The organism is Geobacillus sp. FJAT-46040, from assembly GCF_002335725.1.
GTDB lineage: Bacteria > Bacillota > Bacilli > Bacillales > Anoxybacillaceae > Geobacillus > Geobacillus thermoleovorans.
In genome coordinates this window covers 2,274,802-2,293,977 of record NZ_NISS01000001.1, presented here as the reverse complement: position 1 = coordinate 2,293,977, position 19,176 = coordinate 2,274,802, and the positions used below count along the sequence as shown (strand labels likewise).

General features: G+C 52.4%; 22 protein-coding genes and 2 pseudogenes. 14 read left to right on the top strand and 10 right to left on the bottom strand.

The window, feature by feature from the left end; genetic code table 11:
• Positions 1-11 precede the first annotated feature (11 nt).
• From CD000_RS12115 to CD000_RS12105, 3 genes are all read right to left on the bottom strand, one after another.
• Positions 12-1,124, bottom strand: a complete 1,113-nt coding sequence (locus CD000_RS12115; protein ID WP_096225760.1) for an ABC transporter ATP-binding protein — start codon at positions 1,122-1,124, stop codon at positions 12-14.
• Positions 1,125-1,252: 128 nt separating this feature from the next.
• The gene (locus CD000_RS12110) at positions 1,253-2,143 is read right to left on the bottom strand and encodes a PucR family transcriptional regulator (protein ID WP_096226289.1); all 891 of its coding nucleotides are present in this window, start codon (positions 2,141-2,143) and stop codon (positions 1,253-1,255) included.
• Positions 2,144-2,382: 239 nt separating this feature from the next.
• Entirely contained in the window at positions 2,383-2,571 is a 189-nt protein-coding gene (locus tag CD000_RS12105) for a hypothetical protein (protein ID WP_011230137.1), read from the bottom strand.
• Between the two features lie 115 nt (positions 2,572-2,686).
• Here CD000_RS12105 and CD000_RS12100 point away from each other — a divergent pair, with 115 nt between their 5' ends.
• On the top strand, positions 2,687-3,088 hold the full coding sequence (locus tag CD000_RS12100; protein WP_011230138.1) for a hypothetical protein: 402 nt from the start codon (positions 2,687-2,689) through the stop codon (positions 3,086-3,088).
• On the opposite strand, the gene CD000_RS12095 is transcribed toward CD000_RS12100, so the two are convergent.
• Genes CD000_RS12095 through CD000_RS12080 form a run of 4 tightly spaced genes read right to left on the bottom strand, consistent with a single transcriptional unit; the run spans position 3,048 to position 7,704 of the window.
• The gene (locus CD000_RS12095) at positions 3,048-4,214 is read right to left on the bottom strand and encodes a YheC/YheD family endospore coat-associated protein (protein ID WP_096225759.1); all 1,167 of its coding nucleotides are present in this window, start codon (positions 4,212-4,214) and stop codon (positions 3,048-3,050) included. The genes CD000_RS12100 and CD000_RS12095 overlap by 41 nt on opposite strands.
• Entirely contained in the window at positions 4,208-5,557 is a 1,350-nt protein-coding gene (locus CD000_RS12090; RefSeq protein WP_096225758.1) for a YheC/YheD family endospore coat-associated protein, read from the bottom strand. The genes CD000_RS12095 and CD000_RS12090 overlap by 7 nt, the downstream gene beginning before the upstream one ends.
• Positions 5,554-6,621, bottom strand: coding sequence for a YheC/YheD family endospore coat-associated protein (locus CD000_RS12085; protein ID WP_096225757.1), 1,068 nt, complete (start codon positions 6,619-6,621; stop codon positions 5,554-5,556). The genes CD000_RS12090 and CD000_RS12085 overlap by 4 nt, the downstream gene beginning before the upstream one ends.
• Positions 6,622-6,627: 6 nt before the next feature.
• Positions 6,628-7,704 (bottom strand): YheC/YheD family endospore coat-associated protein, encoded by a 1,077-nt coding sequence (locus CD000_RS12080; protein WP_011230142.1) that lies wholly within the window; start codon positions 7,702-7,704, stop codon positions 6,628-6,630.
• 126 nt (positions 7,705-7,830) lie between these two features.
• On the opposite strand from CD000_RS12080, the gene CD000_RS12075 reads away from it, so the two are divergent.
• The 4 genes from CD000_RS12075 to CD000_RS12060 all read left to right on the top strand — a co-directional run bounded on the left by CD000_RS12075 (position 7,831) and on the right by CD000_RS12060 (position 12,112).
• Positions 7,831-8,964: a DUF445 domain-containing protein gene (locus CD000_RS12075; RefSeq protein ID WP_042381801.1), complete on the top strand. Its 1,134-nt coding sequence runs from the start codon at positions 7,831-7,833 to the stop codon at positions 8,962-8,964.
• A 71-nt stretch (positions 8,965-9,035) separates the two neighbouring features.
• Complete coding sequence (locus tag CD000_RS12070; RefSeq protein WP_011230144.1) at positions 9,036-9,395, top strand: YlbF/YmcA family competence regulator; 360 nt, start codon at positions 9,036-9,038, stop codon at positions 9,393-9,395.
• Positions 9,396-9,528: 133 nt separating this feature from the next.
• Positions 9,529-10,392 carry a Cof-type HAD-IIB family hydrolase gene (locus CD000_RS12065; RefSeq protein WP_096225756.1) on the top strand — a complete coding sequence of 288 codons (864 nt, stop codon included), beginning with the start codon at positions 9,529-9,531 and terminating at the stop codon, positions 10,390-10,392.
• Positions 10,393-10,606: 214 nt separating this feature from the next.
• Positions 10,607-12,112 (top strand): coproporphyrinogen III oxidase, encoded by a 1,506-nt coding sequence (locus tag CD000_RS12060; protein WP_096226288.1) that lies wholly within the window; start codon positions 10,607-10,609, stop codon positions 12,110-12,112.
• 37 nt (positions 12,113-12,149) lie between these two features.
• On the opposite strand, the gene CD000_RS12055 is transcribed toward CD000_RS12060, so the two are convergent.
• Positions 12,150-12,335 (bottom strand): YhzD family protein, encoded by a 186-nt coding sequence (locus CD000_RS12055; RefSeq protein WP_014194986.1) that lies wholly within the window; start codon positions 12,333-12,335, stop codon positions 12,150-12,152.
• A 149-nt stretch (positions 12,336-12,484) separates the two neighbouring features.
• Between CD000_RS12055 and CD000_RS12050 the strand changes: the two are divergent.
• From CD000_RS12050 to CD000_RS12020, 7 genes and pseudogenes are all read left to right on the top strand, one after another.
• Positions 12,485-12,913: pseudogene (locus CD000_RS12050) on the top strand (ABC transporter ATP-binding protein); the annotation flags it as partial.
• A pseudogene (locus tag CD000_RS12045) lies at positions 12,898-13,590 on the top strand (ABC transporter permease); the annotation flags it as partial. The pseudogenes CD000_RS12050 and CD000_RS12045, both read left to right, overlap by 16 nt.
• Positions 13,591-13,708: 118 nt before the next feature.
• Positions 13,709-14,686: a 3'-5' exoribonuclease YhaM gene (gene yhaM, locus CD000_RS12040; protein ID WP_096225755.1), complete on the top strand. Its 978-nt coding sequence runs from the start codon at positions 13,709-13,711 to the stop codon at positions 14,684-14,686.
• Between the two features lie 22 nt (positions 14,687-14,708).
• Positions 14,709-14,837, top strand: coding sequence for a hypothetical protein (locus CD000_RS12035; RefSeq protein WP_014194989.1), 129 nt, complete (start codon positions 14,709-14,711; stop codon positions 14,835-14,837).
• A gap of 108 nt (positions 14,838-14,945) precedes the next feature.
• On the top strand, positions 14,946-15,134 hold the full coding sequence (locus CD000_RS12030; protein WP_096225754.1) for a sporulation YhaL family protein: 189 nt from the start codon (positions 14,946-14,948) through the stop codon (positions 15,132-15,134).
• A 123-nt stretch (positions 15,135-15,257) separates the two neighbouring features.
• Positions 15,258-16,340: a 3-phosphoserine/phosphohydroxythreonine transaminase gene (gene serC / locus CD000_RS12025; RefSeq protein ID WP_096226287.1), complete on the top strand. Its 1,083-nt coding sequence runs from the start codon at positions 15,258-15,260 to the stop codon at positions 16,338-16,340.
• 95 nt (positions 16,341-16,435) lie between these two features.
• Positions 16,436-16,960, top strand: a complete 525-nt coding sequence (locus CD000_RS12020) for a tryptophan transporter (RefSeq protein ID WP_011230154.1) — start codon at positions 16,436-16,438, stop codon at positions 16,958-16,960.
• A 93-nt stretch (positions 16,961-17,053) separates the two neighbouring features.
• Here CD000_RS12020 and yhzF read toward each other — a convergent pair whose 3' ends face one another.
• Positions 17,054-17,242 carry a membrane protein YhzF gene (yhzF, locus tag CD000_RS12015; RefSeq protein WP_096225753.1) on the bottom strand — a complete coding sequence of 63 codons (189 nt, stop codon included), beginning with the start codon at positions 17,240-17,242 and terminating at the stop codon, positions 17,054-17,056.
• Positions 17,243-17,396: 154 nt separating this feature from the next.
• On the opposite strand from yhzF, the gene CD000_RS12010 reads away from it, so the two are divergent.
• Positions 17,397-18,002: an HTH-type transcriptional regulator Hpr gene (locus tag CD000_RS12010; protein WP_198962507.1), complete on the top strand. Its 606-nt coding sequence runs from the start codon at positions 17,397-17,399 to the stop codon at positions 18,000-18,002.
• On the opposite strand, the gene CD000_RS12005 is transcribed toward CD000_RS12010, so the two are convergent.
• Entirely contained in the window at positions 17,995-18,336 is a 342-nt protein-coding gene (locus CD000_RS12005) for a YhaI family protein (RefSeq protein WP_011230157.1), read from the bottom strand. The genes CD000_RS12010 and CD000_RS12005 overlap by 8 nt on opposite strands.
• Positions 18,337-18,529: 193 nt before the next feature.
• On the opposite strand from CD000_RS12005, the gene CD000_RS18845 reads away from it, so the two are divergent.
• Positions 18,530-18,676 carry a hypothetical protein gene (locus CD000_RS18845; protein WP_198962546.1) on the top strand — a complete coding sequence of 49 codons (147 nt, stop codon included), beginning with the start codon at positions 18,530-18,532 and terminating at the stop codon, positions 18,674-18,676.
• The last annotated feature ends 500 nt before the right edge of the window (positions 18,677-19,176 follow it).

Genomic DNA, 19,176 nt, shown 5'->3' with positions numbered 1-19,176 from the left:
ACAATGGGGGGTTACTTTTCATCCGCCGCCCGGATGCGCCGTTCCGTTTCAACGTCAAAGAAATGCGCTTTGTTCATATCAAGCGCCAGGTCAATCCGGTGGCCCGGCTTGATTTCCGTGCGGGCGTCGATGCGAGCGACCAATTCTTGGTTGTCGATGCTAAAATAGATCATCGATTCAGCGCCAAGCAGCTCGGCGACTTCGACGAGAGCGGTAACTTTCGTCGCCGGAGATGCTTCAAGGAAGAGCGGTTCGTCGTGAATGTCTTCCGGACGAATGCCTAAAATCACTTCCTTGCCGACATACCCTTGCTCACGCAACACTTTCATTTTTCCTTCCGGAATGCCAAACGATGTTTGGCCGACGACAAACTTGCCGTCTTGCAGCGTTCCACGAAGGAAGTTCATGGCCGGTGAACCGATAAAGCCGCCGACAAAAATGTTTTCCGGTTTTTCGTATACCTCGCGCGGCGTCCCGACTTGCTGGATGACGCCGTCTTTCATGACGACAAGACGGGTGGCCATTGTCATGGCTTCCGTTTGGTCGTGGGTGACGTAAATGGTCGTCGTTTCCAAGCGCTGATGGAGCTTCGCGATCTCTGAGCGCATTTGCACCCGCAGTTTCGCATCCAAGTTCGAGAGCGGCTCGTCCATTAAAAACACTTTTGCATCGCGGACGATGGCCCGTCCCAATGCCACGCGCTGCCGCTGCCCGCCGGAGAGCGCTTTCGGTTTGCGGTCCAAATATTGCTCGAGCCCAAGAATGCGCGCCGCCTCGCGGACGCGTTTGTCAATTTCCGCTTTCGGGAATTTGCGCAGTTTTAAACCGAACGCCATGTTGTCATAGACGCTCATATGTGGATACAGAGCGTAGTTTTGGAACACCATGGCGATGTCGCGGTCTTTCGGCGGCACATCGTTCATTCGTTTGCCGTCGATGTAAAGATCGCCTTTGGAAATTTCCTCATGGCCGGCGATCATCCGCAACGTGGTGGATTTGCCGCAGCCGGACGGGCCGACAAATACGATAAACTCTTTGTCTTGAATATGTAAATTGAAGTCTTTGACGGCGACCACATTGTTGTCGTAAATTTTGTAAATATGATCAAGAATGAGTTCTGCCATAACCATCCTCCTCATCGCCGAAATCGTTTTCTTGCCATTAGTGTATAGAAAAATAGGAACATTCGTAAATGGACGAGGTGCACAAAAAATGCCGCCGATTTTCGGCGACATGACAAAAAAGCGGGGGATTACGAACGGCGCCGGTGCAAGATAGCCAAATAGACGGCTGCCGCCCCTTTGAACCGTTTGATGTCAACACCAGTTTGCTCCGTCCATTTATCGATTCGATATTGCAAACTATTGCGGTGCATATACAGCTTTTTCGCTGCCATCGAGACGTTTAAGTTGCATTGCAAAAACGTCTCCATCGCCCGCACTTCCTCCTCGTCGAATCCGTCAAGAAACGAGAGGGTCCGGCGGGCTTTCTCACTGACTGCTCCTTCTTCAAAGAGCGGAAGCGGAATGACGTCTTCCCATTCGTACACCGTTCGTTTCGGCCAAAAGCGCCGAGCGGCGGAAAAACACTCTTTTTCAAGGAGAAACGATTCATATAGCCGTTCATCGACGGAGCGGATTGGGCCGATCAATAAATGAATGGCAGTATAAAAATCAGCGGCGAGCGCCTCAGCCATGTCCGCTAACGAAGGCGGCTCCGTCGTCCGCTTTTGTTTCGCTTCGACGATCAGCCCGCGCCGATCTTGTTCCCAGACGATGGCAACCGAGGAGGAAAATAAGCCGCGAACAGCGTCAGCAAATTCCTCTTTGTTGGCGATCGGCCGGCTGGCTGTAAAATGAATGAACCGGCAATACGGAGCAGCGAGCCGAGCGAGCGCGGCTGGGTCGCCGGTTGCCATCCATCGTTTCCATGCCCGCTCCTCTTCGCTTTCCGGTTCGCGTCGGCGCTCGGCGGGGGTGAAAAAAAGCGCCAGCAATCGCCGCTCCTGCTCTGTCAATCGATGCTTGGCGATGCCGATCTCATCGCCATCGGCGGTATAAAACCATTCGTAATCTTCGGGGTGTTCCGGCTGACCGTTGATGACGATGTCCCCTTCATAAAGCGATTCGAGCTCTTTTAGCATCGCGGCGCACCACTTTCCGTCAAGGATGATGTCACGCCGAAGAGGAATCGGCGTTGTTTTCATTATACCAAATCTCTGCGAATGGAAAGAAAGACAATGGATGAAAGCGGGAAAGCCGCAGGATGAACGGGCGGCTTGGCCAACAGCGGTCGTTTCGAACGATCCCTGCCTAACGCATTAGCGGAGAGGCTTCATAAAACAAAAGGCCGACTTTCCCGAGGCGGGAAAATCGGCTCCGTTTACTGGCCGGCTTCGTACGGCGGCTCTTCTTTGACAAGATCGCGCGCTTCCTCAATGTTGACGTCATCGCCGTGGCCGTACACAGCACCTCCGGCCATCCCTTCGTTGATCATGCGGTCGATGTCCATATAGTATTCATCGCGTCCTTCGTACAATGAATCCCGGCGCTCGGCTTCATTTCGTTCCATCATCTCGCTCCTTCCTCTCATCGTTTTTCCTAAAGTTTGTCCAAAAGAGGCATACGCTATCCATGCCATTCATATGGATGAAAGAGGACAAGCGGGAAGAAAGGGGCGGCACGCGATGATCATGCTGATCAAAAAATTGCTCGAAACAACCGCCGCGGCGGAAGAAAAAGCCCGGCAGCTCGCTGAGATGGAAACGGATGAGGCATGGGCGGTCTATTTGGCTGAAGCCGAGCGGCAGCGTAAACTTTGGCAATACGTGCATTATTTAGTTGCTGGGGCTAACGCCGACGGTCGAGCGGAAAGAGAGCAAAGCAAAGCAGGCGCACCTCGTTGTGATCTCTTGCAAGCCATGGCGGCGGCTGAGTGGGAAAAAGCGATGTTATGCCAGAACGTCTGCCAAAGCTTAAATGGAGCCGCCAAACAAGCGGTTGATGCTGTGTTCCGCCAGGCGCTTCGCTACAGCGGCCAGTTTCTAGCTATGGCGTACGATGAGCGAGCTCGGCAAACAGCTGATTGAGCCTCTCAAGCCGCCGTGCCTCAATCTCCGGCTCATCAAACACCATCGGCTTGGCGTTGATTTCATAAATGTAAAGCTGCTGTTCGCTTCCGACGCCGATGTCGGCGGAAAACTCGCCGACAAAGCCAAACCGTTCGCCAAGGCGTGCGCCGCTCAAGGCAATAAGCCGCTCGAGCGCCGCTTCATCGATGCGTTCCTTGACTTCTTTGTACGGGAGGATGGTTCCGCCATGAAACACATGGGTCGTCACTGACTCGATGTCGGCCGAACGAACACCGATGCCGGTGATCGTATGGCGGCCGTTGTGCCAATGGGCGAGCACGCGCAAATCGTAGCGGCGTCCATTCCACTCGTCCGTTTCAGCCAATGCTTGGGCGATGTAGCGGCCGGACTGAATGAGTGATGCGAGCGCATCGAGCGAGCAGAACCGTTTTTGGCCGCCCGGATATTCGCAAATGGCTTCCGTCTCTGACAAGGCGGTGAGACGAAACAGCCCCATTCCTCTGGCGCCGTCATCCCGCTTCAAGTAAATGCAGCTGTATTGGCGGAGCCAAGCGCGAAGATCGGTCGCTGTTTGGACAGGCGCCGTCGGCAATAGATGCGGCCAGAGCCGGCGGTCGGACCGCAGCGCGTCATAAACGTCCGATTTGCGGAAAAAAGAGCGGTTGACAAGTGGAACGCCGTGGGCGCTCAACTGGGCAGCCGCCGTTTGAAACGGCTCGCTTTCTTCTTCTTCGCGGCTTTTTACTCGATTGTAGACGACATCGGGCAGTGGAGCGGCCGCTTCGATGAAACGATGAAGCGTCGGAACGAATAGATATCCGGAGACCGTTTTCTCTCCGATGCCGGCGGCCGCACTGACGACGGAGATGCCGCCGGCTTTGTGGATGGAGCGGATGACGGTTTCAAGCCACGGCTTTTTCCCAGCCAGCAAAGCGGAAAGGGACGAGGCGCTGATCAGCACGCCGACGAGCGGTCCCACCCGTCCATCTTGCTCGCGGACGGGAAAGACGAGATCGGGAAGGACAGCGGCGGGAGCAACCCAGCCGCTGCCGAATCGATAAGGGCCGCCCGGACTGTTGCACACCCACTCGCCGGTGTCAGGACGGTAGCCGATCGTCAGCATGGCCAAAGCGCCTCGGGTTCGGTGATGGCTGTTTTGCTGAGGTGGACGGCGTAAGCGAGCGGCAACCGCGCTGTTCGTTCGTCTGCGTCCTTTAATTTTGGATGCTTAAAAATCGACCGTCCGGGTTTGGAATTGGCTTCAAACATCCAAATCCTTCCTTGTTGGTCAACACCAAGGTCAAAACCGATTTCGCCGATCAACGTTTCTGATGCTTCATCAAGGCAACGGCTGAGCGTAAGGGCGGCGTCAGAAAGACGGGCGAGCATGATTTCGCGCTCGGCGGCATCCGGGAAAATTTCTTCCAGCGTTTTGACGATGCCTCCGCTGTTCATATGGGTCGTGATGCTTTGTTTTCCAGCGATTTTGGCGGCGATGGCGCTCACTTGCCATATGCCGTGTTCGTTTTTGTTAACGTGAACGCGGAAATCAGCCGGTCGGCCGTTGACGGCAAGAAGCGGAACCGCTTGTTGGATGACATAGCGGTGAAGCGGCGCATGGGCGAGCAAATGATGCCACACCGCCATGGCGGTGGGAAACAGCACTGTTTGTATTTCTCCGCTTTCATCGCGGAACCGGCATTCATAGGCGTTTTTTTTCGCTAAATGATAAATGCCGCGGCCGAGGCTGCCGTCGGCCGGCTTGATGTACGCTTCACGGTAGCGGGCAAGAAACTGCTCAATGGTGTGCTGCGTCACGTGGGCGGACGTCGCCGGCAAATACGGCTGCGCCTTCGGATGGGCAGCGAGCCGGCGGTAAATGTCCCATTTGTTGAAAAAACACCCGTTAAAGATCGGGATGCCGTAGGTGGTTTGCAGCGTCTTCGTCATCGTTTGAAACGTTTCCTCCTTTTCGACGCGCCGGTTTGGCAGCCGGTTGTAAACGACATTCGGCAACGGCACCGTATGGCGTTCCCAGCCGCGCTCTGTGTAAAAATAGCCGTTCGTCATGCCGTTTTCCCAGTCAATATGGGGCGCGCCAAACAAAAAGGCAAATCCGCCGACTTGCTTTTCTTGCGCCAGCAACTTGGCAAAAAAGAAGCTCCGGCTGCCGACCGGGCGGTGGAGCGACTTTGTGAATCCGGCGGTCAAAATGCCGACAAGCGGCCCGAAGTGAACAGCTTCATCGGTCAAAAAGACATGAACGTCAGCGGCAAATGGGATCGACAAGCATCGGGCAACGTCATGCGCCACAATCACACGGTCGACAAGACGGGGGGAAGAAATGACCCGGCATGGGGTGACAAGGCTGCCGAACGCGGCTGATGTTTGTCTAGATGTTTGGAGCGTGGCGGGAAGAATCACCGTATTTGTTTGTTGTTCGTCAATGATCAACGTGTAGGTCATTGGCTTTTCCCCCCTCTAGCCAAAAACAAGCAATACCGAAGCGGCGCTTCGTACAGTTCGTTTTGTTGCTCCGGGGGCAGAAGATGCGCCACTTTTCTCCCCGGCTTGGAATTGACATCCAAAATCCACACCGCCCCGTTGTCGGTTGCACCAAGATCCAAGCCGATTTCAAACAAAGGACCGAACGTGTGATCCATATAAACTGGCAGCGTGCGGATGATCGTCTCAACGCCATCGAGCACGAAGAGACGTTTTGAAGAGGAAAGGCGGTCGAGCCACTCGGAAAACGGACGAATGTCCGCGCCGGCGCGGACGTTGGCCACCCATGCCCCCGGTCGGCCGACTCGCACGGCCCGCACCCGCTCCACCCAGCGTCCGTTTTCATCCTTTTGCAAAAGAATGCGGAGGTCAAACGGTTCACCCTCCGGGGTCGATAGCTGAAGCAATGGCTGCAGGACATACTCGCCGCGGCGGCTCCAAGAGGCGAGGAGCTGTTCCAGCTCGCTTCGGCGGGCAATGACGGCCGGTTCTTGACCGTGACTGTCTTGGACGGACAGCGCCTTCCCTTTCTTTTGAAAGATGCAAATACCGCGTCCTCCGGAGCCGTGCACCGGCTTGGCGATGGCGGCTTGTTCGCGGCGGAGAAGCGCAAGCACATCATCGGCGCGCTCAAGCCGGACAGTCGGAGGCACGTATGCGGACAAGAGCGGGTGAGAGGAGAGCGCTTCATATACGTCCCATTTGCCCGGCAGGCCATAGCCTAAAAACGTGAGGTCAGGCCGCTGCTTCAACCAGTTCATAATCGGTTTTGCTTTTTTGGACCGCTCATCATTGCCGTAAAAGCAGCGGTCATATAAAAATGGCGGAATGGCAAAGACGGCGTTTGTCCATTCATTCGTTTCCTCTTGAAAGAGAAAGCCGCGGACGTTTTCCGTCTGCGGATCGATGCCAAGCGGCGAAAAGCGGCAGACGGAAATGCCGTAGCGTCTGGCGCATTTCGCCACCTCAGTGCAATACGTGTGGTCTTGCTGTTCGTCAAGGGTGACAAAACCGAGTGAAAGCAAAACGGTTCACTCCTTTTCCTCCATCAATGTCAAACTATAGTCGATGATCGCCTTCGCCGACGGGCGGACCGATTGGTAGGAAGCGGCCATATCCGTCTGTTTCGACGGCTTCGTATTCACCTCGATGATCCACGGCTGGCCATGGATGTCAATGGCAAGATCAACGCCAAACTCTCCATACAGTCCCTCCGCTTCCGAGGCGAGAACGGCGGCGGATTCCAGTGCGATTTCTTTCAGAAGCTGTTTTTGCTGGAACGCGTCAGCTCTCGTATACCACTTCCGCAAGACATCATTGACCGCCATCAGTTCTCCGCCGCGGGCAAGGTTAGCGACAAACTGATCGGGCGGCGCTACGCGGGCGACGGCGGAAGTGACGCGCCAATCATTGTGGCGGGCGCGATGACAAAGCAGGCGAAAATCGACCGGGCGGCCGTCGAGGGTGCGAAGCTCAAGCCCTTGTTGGATGATCATCGGCGTTCGGATTTGTTGCCGCAAAGCGGAAGCTAAAGCGTCCATCGAACGATATACGGCCGTTGAAGCGGAAGTGGAATGGCGAAGACAAATTCCGTCGTCCGAATGTTGGAGGCAGAAAATCCCTCGCCCTTGGCTGCCATAGATCGGCTTGAGAAAGACGGATGGGAAAGCGTCAAGGAACGCCTCAAGCGTATGTTGACCGCTCCAGAGCGCCGTTTTCGGCAAGTGCGGGTGCAAGTACTCGTGCCGCTCAAAATGGCAGTGCACTTCCCATTTATGCAAAAAGCGATGGTTGAACATCATCCCGTTTTCTTCGGCAAGCCGAGCGAGCAGCTCGGCAAACAAAGGGGAGCGTTCGAGCTTGCGCGAGTGAAGGCGATTGTAAACGACATCGGCTGGAGGCACGTCCCGCTTGCCCCATCCGCTTTCGGTCCACTGATAGCCGACTCCCTCTAAGTAAAGCGCCGGCGAGGACACGTAAAAAAAGAGACCACGCTTTCTAGCATATGCCGCCAATTCCTCGCAAAAATGATGGATGGATCCAAAGGCAGCCCGTTCACTTGTTTCATTGATTTCCGTCAGCACAGCCATCGTTCGTTGTTTGCTCATCGCAGTCCCTCATTTGCGCATTCGTCAGGCAAGCTCTATAATGAACAATTAGGCAAACGTTTATATCGCCATCGTATGATGACGGACGCCGTTTGGTGACAGCGGCGGGGACGGAAGGAGAAGAGGATGGAAACGTTCGTTTATTTGCTGTTTATGGTGGCGGTCGGGGCGCTCATTGGCGGGGTGACGAATTTTATCGCCATCGTGATGCTGTTTCGCCCATATGAGCCGATGTACGTGTTTGGAAAACGGCTGCCGTTTACGCCGGGATTGATTCCAAAGCGGCGGCGGGAGCTGGCCGAACAGCTCGGGAAAACGGTCGTGGAGCATTTGGTGACGCCGGAAGGATTGCGGCGCAAACTCATGGATCCGTCCTTTACGGCCGAGATGGCCGAGTGGGGGCGGGAATGGCTTCGAAAGTGGCTTGCGCGCAAAGAAACGCCGGCTGAGTTGCTTGAACGCCTCGGTATTCGCTCTCCCGCCGAGCGGCTCGAAGCGATGGCGGCCGAGCAAGCTGAGCGAGCGTATGAACGGTGGAGCGAAACGTGGCGTCTGCGGCCGATACGCGATGTATTGCCAGCGGAGTTGAAGCAGACGATGGAAGCGCGCGTCGAAAGTCTAGCGGGTTATTTGGCCGACAGGACGCTTGACTACTTTCGCAGCGAGGAGGGAAAGCAGCAGATTTCCAGCATGATCGAGCGTTTTTTCCAAGAGCGCGGGATGGTTGGAAATATGCTGCAGATGTTGCTTGGCAATGTCAATTTCGTCGATAAGGTGCAGGCGGAGCTCGGTAAATTTTTGCGCCATGCTGGCACAAGAGAGGTGCTCTCCCGCCTTCTTTGGACGGAGTGGAACAAATGGTTGGACTATCCGCTCGCAACCGTGGAAGAGATGATCGGCCGCCGGCGCATCGATGAAGCGGTGCGGTCGGCTGCCCGCCGCTTGGTGCAAAGCGGCGGCTGGCTGCATCGCCCGCTTGATGAGCTGATCGCTCCGTACGAGCAACCATTGTTTGACCGCCTCATCCCGCAGGCGGCGGCAACGGTCAGTTGCCTGTTAAGCGACAAAATCGAGGCGATTGTTGCACAGCTTGGGTTGGCGGATATTGTCCGCGACCAAGTGGAGTCGTTTTCATTACGACGATTGGAAGCGATCATTTTATCGATCGCCCGCCGTGAACTAAAGATGATTACGTATTTGGGCGCTTTGCTTGGCGGGCTGATCGGCGCCGTTCAAGGTGTCATTGGCTTATGGCTGTAGGCTGTGGCATATCGCCGCCAGATGGCGCATACGTTAGAACGTGAACGATATTCGTATAGGAGGCTCTTTTTATGTCTGAACCCCTTCATGCGCTCGCTAAACAGCTTGAGCAGGCGATTCGGGCGAGCGAGCCGTTTCAGCAGCTGAAACGGGCATACGAAGATGTCCGCCGAGATGAAACCGCCTATCGAATGTTCGCGAATGTCCGCGACATCCAGCTTCAGCTCCATGAAAAACAGATGCGCGGGGCGGCCATTTTGCCTGATGAAATCGAACAGGCGCAAAAGGCGATGGCGCTCGCCCAGCAAAACGAGAAACTCGCCCGCCTGATGGCGCTCGAGCAGCAAATGAGCATGACCATTGCCGAGGTTCAGCAAATCGCCATGAAGCCGCTTGAGGAGTTGCACCGTTCATTCATGGAAGGAAGATAGGAAAAACACCCGGTCGGGTGTTCTTTTTTTGTCCGTTTCGTCATAGTCATGAAAATGATAAGGAATGCAAAGCCGCCGCCAGCTTGCTGGCGGCGGCAAGAGAGGTTGAGACGGACAAAAGGGGGAGACAGCCGTGTATAAGCTGTTGGCGCTCAACATTGACGGAACGATTTTAAAAAACAACGGCCGCCTGCCGCGCGAAACAAAAGAGGCGGTCGACTACGTGAAGAAAAAAGGAGTTTATGTTACGTTAATCACGAGCCGCAATTTGCTTTCCGCCCGCAAAGTGGCGAAAGCGCTGCGGCTTAATGGGATGCTCATTGCATTCCAAGGAGCGATGATTGCCAGAACGCTTGATGATAGGCTGTTTGACGCCGTGATCCCTGAGGAGCGGACGTTTAATATCGTGCAAATTTTGGAAAATTTCAACTGCAACATCCGCCTCATGCATGAGCGGTATTCGCTCGGCAATCGGAAGAAAGTGAAGAAAAACCTTGTCGTGCAAACGGTTCTCTCCTCAAGCGACCCGTTTTTCTATCCGACCCAATTTGTCGATTCACTTGGCGATGTGCTGATCGACGAACCGATCGCTGTGCCGAAAATTGATGTATATTTTGCTACAGACGAAGAGAGGGATGCAGCGGCCGCTTTATTGACGAAATCGATTCCGTCCATTGATATGATTATGCAGCCAAACGGAAAAATGGAAATTGTCCCGCAAGGAGTGTCTAAACTCGCGGGGTTGCGCCGGCTGGCTCAACATATCGGCGTATCGTTGAAAGAAACGGTGATGATCGGTGACGGCCTTGACGATTTGCCGGCGATTGAAGCGGCTGGGCTCGGCGTCGCGATGGGCAACGCGCCGCTTGAGGTGAAGCGGGCGGCCGACTGGGTGACGCGTTCGAACGAACAGCTCGGCGTCTCCTACATGGTGAAAGAACATTTCCGCAAACAGCAACGGATCGAGTTTTTGCAAAAACTCAAAACGAAACAGTAAGCAGCTTGAACGGGGAGCGAACCGTGAGCGGACAACTGGCGCTTGCCGTTTTCACGAAAATCATAAAAATGAGGCCGGAGCGAATGTCCGGCTTTTTTAATCTAGTTGGCCGGGCGAGAGTCATTTCCGTAAAGTCGGCGGCAAAGGTGCATTCTTCCGCTTGACGAAGGAAACAGCCGTTCAGTACACTGAAAGAAGTTTGAAAGAAAAGGTGATGAACGTGCGGATCGAAATTCAAGGACTGCCTCATCCGGAACGGTTTCAGCGCCCGCTCGAAGTGATGACCGAGCTGTTCTTCGAAGCGCCGGAGCTGTCGCTCGCGCCGCTTCCCGAGGCCGATATGGCCGTTATGTTTTCCGTCAAGAAAGACGGGTGCATCGCTGTTTCTGGGACGCTTCTCGACAAGACGTCCGGGCGCGTTGAGGAAGCGAGTCATGAATGCAGCACGCCGGCGGATGCTGACGGGAAAACGTACGAAAAACAGCTGAAAAACGCCGTTTTGCATGTCTATTTGACGTTGCTTGAGCGTTCTACCGGCCTCATTCAGCCGTGGGGCGTGCTGACCGGCGTTCGTCCGGTCAAGCTGCTTCATCAGCTTTTGCGCTCAGGCCTTTCGAAAGAAGAGGCGCACCGGAAGCTGGCTGAAGAGTATTTAGTGACAAACGAAAAAATCGAATTAATGCAAGCGATCGTGGATCGTCAGCTCACGGTCGTTCCGGATTTATACGATTTGGCCCACGAAGTGAGCATCTATATCGGCATTCCATTTTGCCCAACGAAATGCGCCTATTGCACATTTCCGGCGTACGCCATCAACGGCCGCCAAGGGTCGGTCGACGCCTTTTTGGCCGGCCTTCATTACGAAATGGAGGCGGTCGGCCGCTTTTTGCGCGAGCGCGGCATCCGCATCACAACGATTTACTACGGCGGCGGGACGCCGACGAGCATTACGGCCGACGAGATGGACCGGCTGTACGCTCATATGTATGACGTATTTCCAGACGTCGACCGCGTCCGCGAAATCACGGTCGAAGCCGGGCGTCCGGATACGATTACGCTGGAGAAGCTCGAAGTGTTGAAAAAGTGGCGGATCGACCGCATCAGCATTAACCCGCAATCCTACATTCAGGAGACGTTAAAAGCGATCGGGCGCCATCATACGGTCGAAGAGACGATCAACAAGTTTCATTTAGCAAGGCAAATGGGTATGAACAACATTAATATGGATTTAATCATCGGACTGCCCGGCGAGGGTCTGGCGGAATTTACGCATACGCTCGCCGAGACGGAGCGGCTCATGCCGGAATCGCTCACCATCCACACGCTGTCATTTAAACGGGCGTCGGAAATGACAAAGAACAAACAAAAGTACAAAGTCGCCAGCCGCGAGGAAGTGCAGGCGATGATGAAGGCTGCCCAAGAATGGACAAAGGAACACGGTTATGTCCCTTACTATTTGTATCGACAAAAAAACATTCTCGGCAACCTTGAAAACGTCGGCTACGCGCTGCCAGGTCAAGAGAGCATATACAACATTATGATCATGGAAGAGCAGCAGTCGATCATCGGCCTTGGCTGCGGGGCATCAAGCAAATTCGTCGATCCGAAAACGCGGAAAATCACCCGCCAGGCGAACCCAAAAGAGCCGAAAGTGTACAACGAGCATTTCGCCGAATATACGGAAGAGAAAATCAATATATTAAAGGAAATATTTGGATAAATAACAACACCCCGGGAACAACCCCGGGGTGTTTTGATTAGCGGTGAAATAAAATGAGCTTGCCGCTGGCATTGACGCAACGGTGTGTTTTGTCCCAACAACCGCGCTCGCGCAACTTTTGTTCACCGATTTTTTTTGCTTCTTCATCATTGGCTGCTTCAAACGTTTCATCAAGCAATTTTTCTCCGTCGCGCTCAAAAGCGGTCAACGTATACATCGGCATGTCACCATCTCCTTTCGCTGAATCATCATTCATTTCTCTTTCATTTAGAGGTTTGATAGGCAAATTCCTGCTTCTGTCTGAAACTTTTTTTGAGACTGCACGTTTTAATAATGTGGATGGAAAATTTGTTTTACGTTGGGGGAATGTGGATGAGTTTAGAGATCATTGAGGTGACGAAACGGTTTGGTCAGGCGACGGCCGTCGACCATTTGACGTTGACGGTTCCAGAAGGGGAGATGTTCGGATTGCTTGGGGCGAACGGAGCGGGAAAAACGACGACCTTTCGCATGATTTTAGGCCTTCTGCTCCCGACGGAAGGGGTGATCCGTTGGCAAGGCGAACCGATTGATGACTCGAAAGGCCATCTGATCGGCTATTTGCCGGAAGAGCGCGGGTTGTACCCGAAGCTGAAAGTGCAAGAGCAGCTTCTGTATTTAGGGCGGTTGCGCGGAATGAAAAAGACGGATATTCTTCCGGAAATCGACCGCTGGCTTGAGCGCTTCCATATCCGCGATTATGCCAACAAGCGGGTGGAGGAGCTGTCGAAAGGCAACCAGCAAAAAATCCAGTTTATGTCCTTCTTTTCGCGATGTATATGTTTGTTTTGATGTATGGAGGAATGATTGCGACGGAGGTGGCGACGGAAAAATCGTCGCGCGTGATGGAAATTTTAGTGTCAAGCGTCCCGCCGGTCCAACAGCTGTTTGGCAAAATCATCGGCGTTGCTCTTGTGAGCTTGACGCAATTTTTCGTTTTTTTCGCCGTCGCTTTCGCCGCGTTAAAAACGAGCGGGCAGGAAGTGTGGCGTTTCCTCGGATTTGACCACCTGCCGGCATCGATATTTGTGTATGCACTCGTTTTTTTCTTGCTCGGTTACCTCTTGTATGCGGTGCTATTTGCCGTGCTCGGTTCGCTCGTCAGCCGGGTCGAAGATGTGCAGCCGGCGATTACGCCGGTCATGATGTTGGTTGTCGCTGCATTTATGATCGCGATGTTTGGCTTGAATGCGCCAGAGTCGGCGTTCGTGACCGGCGCCTCGTTTGTTCCCTTTTTCGCTCCGATGCTCATGTTTTTGCGCATCGGCCTCGTTTCCGTGCCGGGGTGGGAAGTGGCGCTTTGCCTTGTGCTTTTAGCGGCGACGATTGCCTTGTTGATCTATTTTGGCGCCAAAGTGTATCGAGGCGGTGTGCTGATGTATGGGCGAATGAACATTTTCAAGGATGTAAAACGGGCCATTCAGCTAACAAAAAAATAAACAGCGTGACGGGGCGTTTGGGCCAATGTTTCCTTGCCGTTTCGGCAAGGCTTTCTTTTTGCCCTCTAACCGTTATGATATACTAGAAAGTACGTACAGAGAAACGGAGGAGAACGAAGTGGCGAAAGGCATCATCCATTATGAGGTTGGGGAACAAGTTGATCTCTTTTTGCTCATCAAATCCGCAACGAAAGGCATCGCCAGCAACGGCAAGCCGTTCTTAACTTTGATTTTGCAAGATAAAAGCGGCGACATTGAAGCCAAACTGTGGGATGTCTCGCCGGATGACGAAGAGCGGTATGTGCCGGAGTGCATCGTCAAAGTGGCGGGAGACATCCATAACTACCGCGGCAAATTGCAGTTGCGCATCCGTTCGATCCGTCCTGCTCATCCGGGCGATGCCGTGCGCATCGATGACTTTTTGGAGAAGGCTCCGCTCGGCCGCGAGGAAATGAAGGCGAAAGTCATGGAATACATATTTGCGATGGAAAATCCAAACATCCAGCGCATTACCCGCTATTTGTTGAAAAAATACGAAAAGGCGTTTTTTGAGTATCCAGCGGCGACGAAAAACCATCATGAATTCATCTCCGGACTGGCGTATCACGTCGTGTCGATGCTCGAGCTCGCCAAGGCGCTCATCCATCTCTATCCGTCGCTCAATAAAGATTTGCTTTATGCCGGCGTCATTTTGCATGACCTTGGCAAAGTGATGGAACTATCCGGTCCGGTATCGGCGGCGTATACGCTGGAAGGAAATTTGCTCGGACACATTTCGATCATGGTGAGCGAGATCAGCAAGGCGGCGGAACAGCTCGGCATTCAAGGTGAGGAAGTCGTCATTTTGCAGCATCTTGTGCTCGCGCATCATGGCAAGGCGGAATGGGGCAGCCCGAAGCCGCCGCTCGTCAAAGAAGCTGAGGTGCTTCATTACATTGACAATTTGGATGCGAAAATTACGATGATCGACCGCGCGCTCGAGAAGGTGAAGCCGGGCGAGTTTACGGAACGCGTTTTTGCCCTTGACAACCGCTCGTTTTACAAACCAGCGTTTTTGTCTGTTTCAAAGCCAAAAAATCCGGGTAGTAAAGAGTAGGGGCGGAAAAAGGGGGATGATCATGATCGAACCGATCATTGAAATCGTCCCGACGACTCAGTATGAACAGGCGAAAGAAGAGTTGAACGAGCTGCGCCGACAGTGGAAGAAAGCGAAGAAGAAAACAAAGAAGAAGCGAAACGAAGCATAAGCGTTGTCCCGAGGAAAGAGGCGGTGTCCCCGCCTCTTTCTTCATGCATACAGCTGGCCGTTCACGCGTATAGTGTAGTAAGACAAGCGTACAAAGGAGGGGATGGCGATGTTCAGTTTGCCATGGTGGATTTATTTGATCGTGGCCGGCATTATTTTCAGCGGCTACATGACTGTAAAAACAGCGGCGCGCGAGCGGGAAATCGACGAGGCGTTTATAGAAAAAGAAGGCGAAATTTATATGGAGCGCATCCGTCAAGAACGGGAGCGGCGGAAGCAAGCGAAGTCCTTGCAATAGCCAAGGGCTTTCTTTTTTTGATTTTTGAAAACGCTTTTTTCAAAAAATTCTCTTTCTTTTTTTTTGAATCGTGTTAGGATAGTAATATCAACGGACTACCAGGAGGCAAAGTGAGGGATGACAATGAAACGCGCGTACAACTTCAACGCCGGCCCGTCCGCGCTTCCGCTTCCGGTGCTCGAGCGGGCGCAAAAAGAGCTGCTTAATTTTCAAAACACCGGCATGTCGGTGATGGAATTAAGCCACCGAAGCAAGGAATACGAGGCGGTGCACAATGCGGCGAAAGAGCGGCTCAAGCGGCTTCTAAATGTGCCGGACGGATATGACATTTTATTTTTGCAAGGCGGGGCGAGCCTGCAGTTTTCAATGGTGCCGATGAACCTCCTCACGGAAGGGAAAATCGGCTGTTATGTGCTGACCGGGGCGTGGTCGGAGAAAGCGCTGAAAGAAGCGCAAAAAATCGGTTTGACAACGGTCGTCGCGTCGAGCAAAGAAGCGAACTACACATACATTCCGCCGCTTGATGACGTCCAATGGCCGAAAAACGCCGCCTATGTCCATATTACGTCCAACAACACGATCTTCGGCACTCAATGGAAGGAATTTCCAAACACGCCGGTTGACTTGGTCGCGGATATGTCGAGCGATATTTTAAGCCGGCCGTTCGATGTCAGCAAGTTTGCCCTCATTTACGCCGGGGCGCAAAAAAATCTCGGGCCGTCAGGAGTCACGGTTGTCATTCTTCGCAACGATTTGCTTGAGCGCATTCCGGACAGGCTGCCGACGATGCTGGATTACCGGACGCACCAGAAGAGCAATTCGCTGTACAACACGCCGCCGACGTTTGCGATTTACATGCTGTCGCTCGTGCTCGAATGGGTCGAAGAGCAAGGCGGTGTGGCGGCGATGGAAGAGCGCAACCAGCAAAAGGCGGCCGTGCTGTATGAGGCGATTGATGAAAGCGGCGGCTTTTACAAACCGCACGCCGAAAAGGGAAGCCGTTCGCTCATGAACGTCACCTTTACGCTTCCAAATGAGGAGCTGACGAAAATGTTCCTCGCCGAGGCGAAAGAACGCGGGTTTGTCGGGCTCGGCGGGCACCGATCGGTTGGCGGCTGCCGGGCGTCGATTTACAACGCGGTGCCGCTTGAGGCGTGCGAAGCGCTCGCGTCGTTTATGAACGAGTTCCGCCGCCGTTTTGCCTGAAAATTTCTTCTTCACTTTTACACTGCAAAGTGATATAATGATAGAAAGATTCTCGAGCAAAAGATATAGACGAGGAGAGATGAGGAGAGATGAGCATGAATGTGAGAGCATTAGTATCGATGGCGCTGTTAGTCGGAATCGGAGCCGTGTTGCACGCGGTCATTCCGGGGTTGTTTTTCGGAATGAAGCCGGATATGATGCTGGCGATGATGTTTTTGGCGATTTTGCTTTTTCCAAACGTCAAAGCGGTCGGCCTTGTCGGCGTCGTCACTGGCTTGATCTCAGCCATGACGACGACGTTCCCGGGCGGACAGCTGCCGAATATGATCGATAAGATCATCACCGCCTTTGTCGTGTTTGCCCTAGCGACTTTGATGAAAGCATACAGCCAAACGGTCATTGGGGCTTCAGTGCTGGCGGCAGTCGGCACGGTCATTTCCGGCGGGGTGTTTTTGGCTGCGGCGCTCTTGCTTGTCGGGTTGCCGGGCGGAGCGACGTTTTCGGCGCTGTTTGTCACCATCGTGCTGCCGACAGCGGCGTTGAACGCAGTGGCGATGGCCATCATCTATCCGATCGCATCGTCGATTTTCCGACGGATGAACGTTACAGCGCACGTGTAGACGGCGAAAAGCCCGATCATTGCTGGTCGGGTTTTTTGCTATCAAAGAGAGAGTAGGAAAAAATACTTATGCTCCATTTGTTTTTAACGCGTATTAGACATAGCTGAGAAGCCAAGCGGTGAGCAAGCAAATGAACGCTATTCCAATATAGCGCAAAGTCCGTTCTTTCAGCAATGCTTTCGGCGGGTACGACCGCGCTTTCCATAAGGCGAAAAATGCGTTTATAAAAAGACAGAAAAATAAGAATCCGACAGCGATAAGCAGCCATTGTATATACACCATGGCATTCTCCTCCTGTATGCGCCAAGCGCCTTATGCTTACTACTATGAATATGCAAAAAAAATCATAAAAATAAATACTTTTGTCTTTATTTCTTTTTGTTTTATTGATATAATGGAGAGTAAAAAATACGGTGAGGGAAGAGTGGGTGGAACGATGAAAGCGACAGAACAGCATTATTCCATCAAAGAGGCGATGTTATTCAGCCAACGAATTGCCCAGCTGAGCAAAGCGCTATGGAAATCGATTGAAAAAGATTGGCAGCAGTGGATCAAGCCGTTTGACTTGAACATTAACGAACATCACATTTTATGGATCGCCTACCACTTCAAAGGAGCCTCGATTTCGGAAATCGCTAAGTTCGGTGTGATGCATGTGTCGACGGCGTTCAACTTCTCAAAGAAATTAGAAGAAAAAGGATTGCTTTCGTTTTCCAAAAAACAGGATGACAAGCGCAATACGTACATTGAGTTGACGGAAAAAGGAGAAGAAGTGTTGATGAAGCTGATGGAGACGTATGACCCGACGAAAAATGCCGTTTTCAATGGGGCGTTGCCGTTGCGCGAGTTGTACGGAAAGTTTCCAGAAATTTTAGAAATGATGTGCATCGTCCGCAACATTTATGGCGATGATTTCATGGAAATTTTTGAGCGGGTGTTTGAAAACATTAAAGAAGATTTTATCGAGCAGGACGGCAAACTTGTCAAGCGAAAGCCGAAAACGGAAGAGCACGAGAAAGAATTGGCCAGCCAGGCTAACTGATGGTGCGAATGAGCGTTTTCAGCTCAGTCATCAGCGGGACAAACATTTGTTGGGCCAAAAGGGCGTCAACTGTCTGTTCCAGCGGAAGGTTCGGATGAAGCATCCCAGCAAACTGCACGAGCAGGGGGGTGAAAATCGTCAACCCTTCCGCTTTTTGCTGTTCGTATTGGTCGGCAAGCTCTTGGCAAAACGCCAAGAAGGCGTCGACTTCTTCTTTGGTCAAATCCGCGCGGATGATGAGGGAATAAAATGGTTTTTTCGTTTCGTCGATCATTTCCATCAGCAGAGACTGGTGAAATTCCAGCTTGGCCACTCGCTTTTCCAACGATTCCATATATCGTGCTCCTTTTGGTGACGAAAATGTGACCGTTTTTACGTATATTTTACCGAATTTGTGCGCATTCACCAATAGAAAAATCGGTTTGTGTCCGGAAAAAGAGAAATGATTGATTTCCAGCCATGAACGATGTAAAGTTAAAGCCATGGGCGGCGTTTGGTGAAGATCAAAGAGGAGGGGAACAGTTTTGGTGCTTTATTTCATCCTCCTGGCGGTTACGGTCTTATTTTTTATCAACCAGCTCACACACTCGCTTTGCGCGCAGCGTGACATCCCGGAGGAGCAGCAGCCGGCGGTTTTTCGCACGATTAATGTCCTTATTACGATTTTATCTTAATTAGGCGAGAAGACTCCCACTTCAACGAAGCGAAGCGGAGTAAGTGGGAGATGAATCGCCTTAACTATATTTTGCTGAAAATAGGACAGATTCAGTAAAATATAGTATAATATAGTTAGATGGGAGGTGAAAAAATGTATTTTTGTATCAAACAACAGCTAAATGGTTTGACCAAAGAAGAATACTTGACTCTTCGAGAACTGTGCCATATTGCCAAGAACATGTACAACGTCGGATTGTAAATTGGCAAACTTGTCATTGGCTATGCGGAAACATGGCAACGCAATATTAATCTAGGAAAAAAGACAAATCAAAACTTTGTCAATAATCCTCTCGGTAACATAAAAGAAAAACTAGAATATCTTTGTGAATTTTACGGCATTGAATTCTTGAAACAGGAAGAATCCTATACGTCTCAAGCCAGCTTTTTTGACGGCGATGAGATTCCTGAATATAATGCCGACAATCCAAAAGAATATAAGTTCAGCGGCAAACGTATT